Origin of the sequence: Micromonospora globispora (assembly GCF_003857015.1) — a bacterium.
Taxonomy (GTDB): domain Bacteria; phylum Actinomycetota; class Actinomycetes; order Mycobacteriales; family Micromonosporaceae; genus Micromonospora; species Micromonospora globispora.
In genome coordinates, this window is record NZ_QGGF01000482.1 from 1 (window position 1) to 4,019 (window position 4,019).

Sequence of the window (4,019 nt, forward strand, 5' to 3'; positions counted from 1 at the left end):
CCCCCATCCCGCCGAGGGTGACGCCCCAGGCAGCGTCGCCGAGCAGCACGGCCCGGCCGGTGTGCCACCGGGGCACCCGGACCCGGGCGATCGCGTCGAAGTAGAGCTCCGGCGCGGCGTCCAGGCCGGCCAGCAGCCGGGGCACGTGCCAGCCCAGCCCGGCGAAGGCGGCGGCGATCAGCGCCTTCTGCCGGTCCGGGTCGAGCCGGTCGTGGTCCTGCCGCGGCCCGGCGAAGACCACCAGCGCGGTGGCCCGGTCGGGGTCGCGCGGGTCGGCGAACACGCTGGCCATCCGGCCGGGCACGTTGTACTGCCGGGGGACGGCGTCCGCCCCCAGGTCGTTCGGCAGGTCCCAGCCGGCCAGGTGGTAGCCGAGGTGGGTCACGTACGCCGGCTCCGGGCCGAGCGTCAGTCGGCGCACCTCGGAGTGCAGGCCGTCCGCGCCGACCACCAGGTCGACGGTGCGGGAGGCGCCCCGGGCGAGATGGACGCGCACACCGTCGGCGGTGTCGGCGAGCGCGGTGATCCGGTCCCCGAACCGGTACTCCACCCGGTCCGCGCCGTGCTCGTACAGGATCCGGGACAGGTCCCGGCGGCGGACCTCCAGCTCGCCGCCGGCAAACTCGGCTGGCAGGCGGAAGATCTCCCGGCCGTGCTCGTCGACCCGGCTCATCGCCCCGGCGTGGGTCTGCACCGCGCGCAGCTCGTCGAGCACGCCCATGGCGGCGAGCACGCCGAGGTGGGTCGGCCCGCGGAAGTCGACCGCGAAGCCGCTGGTCCGCAGCGCCGGGGCGGCCTCGACGACGATGACCTCGGCCCCGTGCCGGGCCAGCCACCAGGCCACCGCCGGGCCGGCCACGCCGGCGCCGGAGACGAGTACGCGGAAGCCGCGCAGTGAAGAGGGCATGTCTTACTCCCGGTGATAGAAACTGTGTCCGTGGGATACAGAGTACTGTAGACACAGTTTTGACCCACAGACAAGAGGGGTGAGCGTGGAGACCGGTGGCGTCGACAAACGACGGCTCTACGAGCTGCTGTGGGGTACGCCCGGCGGGCCCCGGCGTGGCCCCCGCCCCACGCTCACCCTCGACGCGATCGCCCGGGCCGGCATCGCCATCGCCGACACCGAGGGGCTCGAGGGGCTGACCATGCAGCGGGTCGCCGAGTCGCTGGACGTCACCAAGATGGCCCTCTACCGGTACGTGCCCGGCAAGGCGGAGCTGGTCGCCCTGATGCTGGAGACGGCCATCGGCGAGCCGCCCCCATCCCCGGCGGGCGCCGACTGGCGGGGCCAGCTCGACGACTGGACCCGGCAGATCTTCGACCGGTTCCGCCGCCACCCGTGGGCGCACGTCGCCACCGTCGCCCCCCGGGTGCCCGGCCCGAACGAGCTGGCCTGGCTGGAACGGGTGGTCGCCGCCCTCACCGACACCGGGCTGACCGGCGGCGAGCAGCTCGACGTGGCGGTGCTCCTGGTCGGCCACGCCCGCAACCTGGCCCAGCACTCGGCCGCCGGCACCGCGCCGGAGCAGGGCCGGGAGGCCGCGTTCACGGTGCTGGTGCGCGGCCGGGAGGAGCGGTTCCCGGCCCTGGACGCGGCGCTGCGCTCGATCCCCGCCCAGCCCCCCGGCGACCAGGCCCTCGACTTCGGCCTGGCCCGCATCCTCGACGGCATCCAGACCCTCATCACCAACCGCGCCGCCGCATCCCGGGGTCGAACATGAAGTTGTCGCGCCCGGCGTCGGCGTGTCGCGACAACAACTTCATGATCGACGCGCCGGGGTGGGGCGGGGGCGCGGGACGGGATGCGGCGGGGAGAATGAGCGGCATGCAGCAACACCCGAACGTGCAGGCGGTGCAGCGGGCGCTCGACGCGGCGGAGGCGCGGGACGGCGCCGGCGGGTCGAGCCAGGTCCACCTGCTGCCCGAGGCGGTGCACACTGCCGCGGCGGCGGCCGAGGCGCTCGGCATCGAAGTGGGCGCCATCGCCAACTCACTGATCTTCAACGCGGACGACGCGCCGCTGCTGGTGCTCACCTCCGGCGCTCACCGGGTCGACACCGCCGGCCTGGCCGCCGCCATCGGGGTCACCCGGCTGCGCCGGGCCACCCCCGAGTTCGTCAAGGAGCACACCGGGCAGGTGATCGGCGGGGTCGCCCCGGTCGGCCACCCCCGGCCGCTGCGCACGCTCGTCGACACCGCCCTCGAGGAGTACGCCGAGGTGTGGGCCGCGGGCGGGGTGCCGCAGGCGGTCTTCCCGACCACGTACGCGGAGCTGCTGCGGATCACCGCCGGGACGCCGGCCGACGTGGCGTGAGCACCCCGGAGCTGGTCACGCTGCACGTGTGGCGGATTCCCCCGGCCGCGGTACCCCGGGCGCTGGCCCGGATGGCGCTGCACCCCCGGCGGCTGCGGCGCACCCCCGGCGTACGGTTCGGCAAGCTGCTCGGCACCGGGACCGGCACCGGCTTCGGCCCCGGCGACGCCGACCTGACCCGATGGGCCGCCCTGGTCGTCTGGGACTCCCCCGCCGCGGCGGCCGGCTTCGACGCCTCACCCGTGGGCCGTTCCTGGGCCCGCCTCGCCCGTTCCTCGGTCCGGGTCGACCTGCGCCCGCTCACCAGCCGCGGCGAGTGGTCCGGCACCCGCCCGTTCGGCGACCCGCCCGGCGGCCGGGTCGACGGCCCGGTACTGGCGCTGACCCGGGCCCGGCTACGGCCCCGCCGGGCGGTCACCTTCTGGCGGGCGATCCCCCCGGTGGCCGCCGCCCTGCACGCGGCACCCGGGCTGCTCGCCCGGTTCGGCATCGGCGAGGCCCCGCTCGGCTGGCAGGGCACGGTGAGCCTGTGGCGTGACCCGGCGGACCTGGTCGCGTTCGCGTACCGTCAGCCGGAGCACCGCGCGGCGATCACCCGTACCCCCACCGAGGGGTGGTACGCGGAGGAACTCTTCGCGCGGTTCGAGGTGCGCGGGGTGGTCGGCGACCGGACGGTGCTCGGCTGGGCCGGCGACGGCGACCGGGAAACAGCGAGAGGGAACGCATGAGGTTGGTGCGGTGGACGCCGGACGATCTGGTCCGGCGGCTGGACGACGTGGTGGCCGTCTACGGCGAGGCGATGGGCTACCGCGCCGACCTGCTGGAGGCCCGGCGCGGCTACATCGCCACCCACGTCCGCCGCCCCGGCTTCCGGGCCGTCGCCAGCCTCACCACCGAGGGCCACCTGATCGGCTTCGGGTACGGCTACCTCGGCGCCGCCGGCCAGTGGTGGCACGACCAGGTGTCCCGGGCGCTGGACGCCGACGCCCGGCAGCGCTGGCTGACCCACTGCTTCGAGGTGGTGGAGCTGCACGTCCGCCCGGCCGCGCAGGGGCACGGCCTCGGCGCCGGCCAGCTGCGCGCGCTGCTCACCATGGCGGAGGGGACGACCACGCTGCTCTCCACCCCAGAGGCCGACGAGCAGAAGTCCCGGGCCTGGCGGCTGTACCGCCGGTTCGGCTTTGTGGACCTCCTGCGCAACTTCCACTTCCCCGGCGACGAGCGACCCTTCGGCGTGCTCGGCCGAGACCTGCCGCTGGCCGCGCCCGGCCCCGTACCGGGACCGGCCACGCCGTGATCCGACGGCCACTGCCCTGGGCGCTGCTGGCCGTCCTGGTCCTCGCCCAGATCTACTACCCGCTCACCACCGGCGCCACCCGGGCCGGGCTGACCGTCGCCACCGTCGCACTCGGCTACCTGCTCTCGGTCGGCCACGCGCTGCTCAGCCGGGGTGCGCGTACGGCGGGGGCGCTGGTCGCGGTGGCCACCGGCGGCGGGTTCGCGATCGAGGCGCTCGGGGTGGCCACCGGCTTCCCGTTCGGCAGCTACGACTACTCCGGCCAGCTGGGACCGAAGCTGGCCGGGGTACCGCTGATCATCCCGCTCGCCTGGACCTGGATGGCCTGGCCGGCCTGGCTCACCGCGGTCCGGCTCACCGCGCCTGCCCCCGGGCCGGCCGGCGACCGGCCGGCGCCCGGGTGGG

At 75.7% G+C, this 4,019-nt stretch carries 6 protein-coding genes; 5 read left to right on the plus strand and 1 reads right to left on the minus strand.

The genetic code is table 11. The features are described from left to right. Nucleotides 1-907: FAD-dependent monooxygenase (locus tag DKL51_RS25890; protein ID WP_124812607.1), on the minus strand; the 907-nt coding region annotated here is incomplete at its 3' end. A 79-nt stretch (nt 908-986) separates the two neighbouring features. On the opposite strand from DKL51_RS25890, the gene DKL51_RS25895 reads away from it, so the two are divergent. From DKL51_RS25895 to DKL51_RS25915, 5 genes are all read left to right on the plus strand, one after another. Further along, nucleotides 987-1,724 carry a TetR/AcrR family transcriptional regulator C-terminal domain-containing protein gene (locus tag DKL51_RS25895; protein WP_243421044.1) on the plus strand — a complete coding sequence of 246 codons (738 nt, stop codon included), beginning with the start codon at nt 987-989 and terminating at the stop codon, nt 1,722-1,724. Between the two features lie 104 nt (nt 1,725-1,828). Continuing rightward, nucleotides 1,829-2,317: a YbaK/EbsC family protein gene (locus DKL51_RS25900; protein ID WP_109944794.1), complete on the plus strand. Its 489-nt coding sequence runs from the start codon at nt 1,829-1,831 to the stop codon at nt 2,315-2,317. Continuing rightward, a complete protein-coding gene (locus tag DKL51_RS25905; protein WP_109944793.1) occupies nt 2,314-3,045 on the plus strand; it encodes a monooxygenase in 732 nt (243 codons plus the stop codon). Before DKL51_RS25900 ends, DKL51_RS25905 begins: the two co-directional genes overlap by 4 nt. After that, nucleotides 3,042-3,614: a GNAT family N-acetyltransferase gene (locus tag DKL51_RS25910; protein WP_109944792.1), complete on the plus strand. Its 573-nt coding sequence runs from the start codon at nt 3,042-3,044 to the stop codon at nt 3,612-3,614. The genes DKL51_RS25905 and DKL51_RS25910 overlap by 4 nt, the downstream gene beginning before the upstream one ends. After that, nucleotides 3,611-4,019 (plus strand): carotenoid biosynthesis protein (locus DKL51_RS25915; protein ID WP_438819674.1); only part of this gene is annotated, 409 nt, incomplete at its 3' end. The genes DKL51_RS25910 and DKL51_RS25915, both read left to right, overlap by 4 nt.

What these genes read in the sequence shown, in the direction of transcription:
- DKL51_RS25900 (WP_109944794.1), top strand. Translation starts at nt 1,829, where the DNA reads ATGCAGCAACACCCGAACGTGCAGGCGGTGCAGCGGGCGCTCGACGCG.
- DKL51_RS25910 (WP_109944792.1), top strand. Translation starts at nt 3,042, where the DNA reads ATGAGGTTGGTGCGGTGGACGCCGGACGATCTGGTCCGGCGGCTGGAC.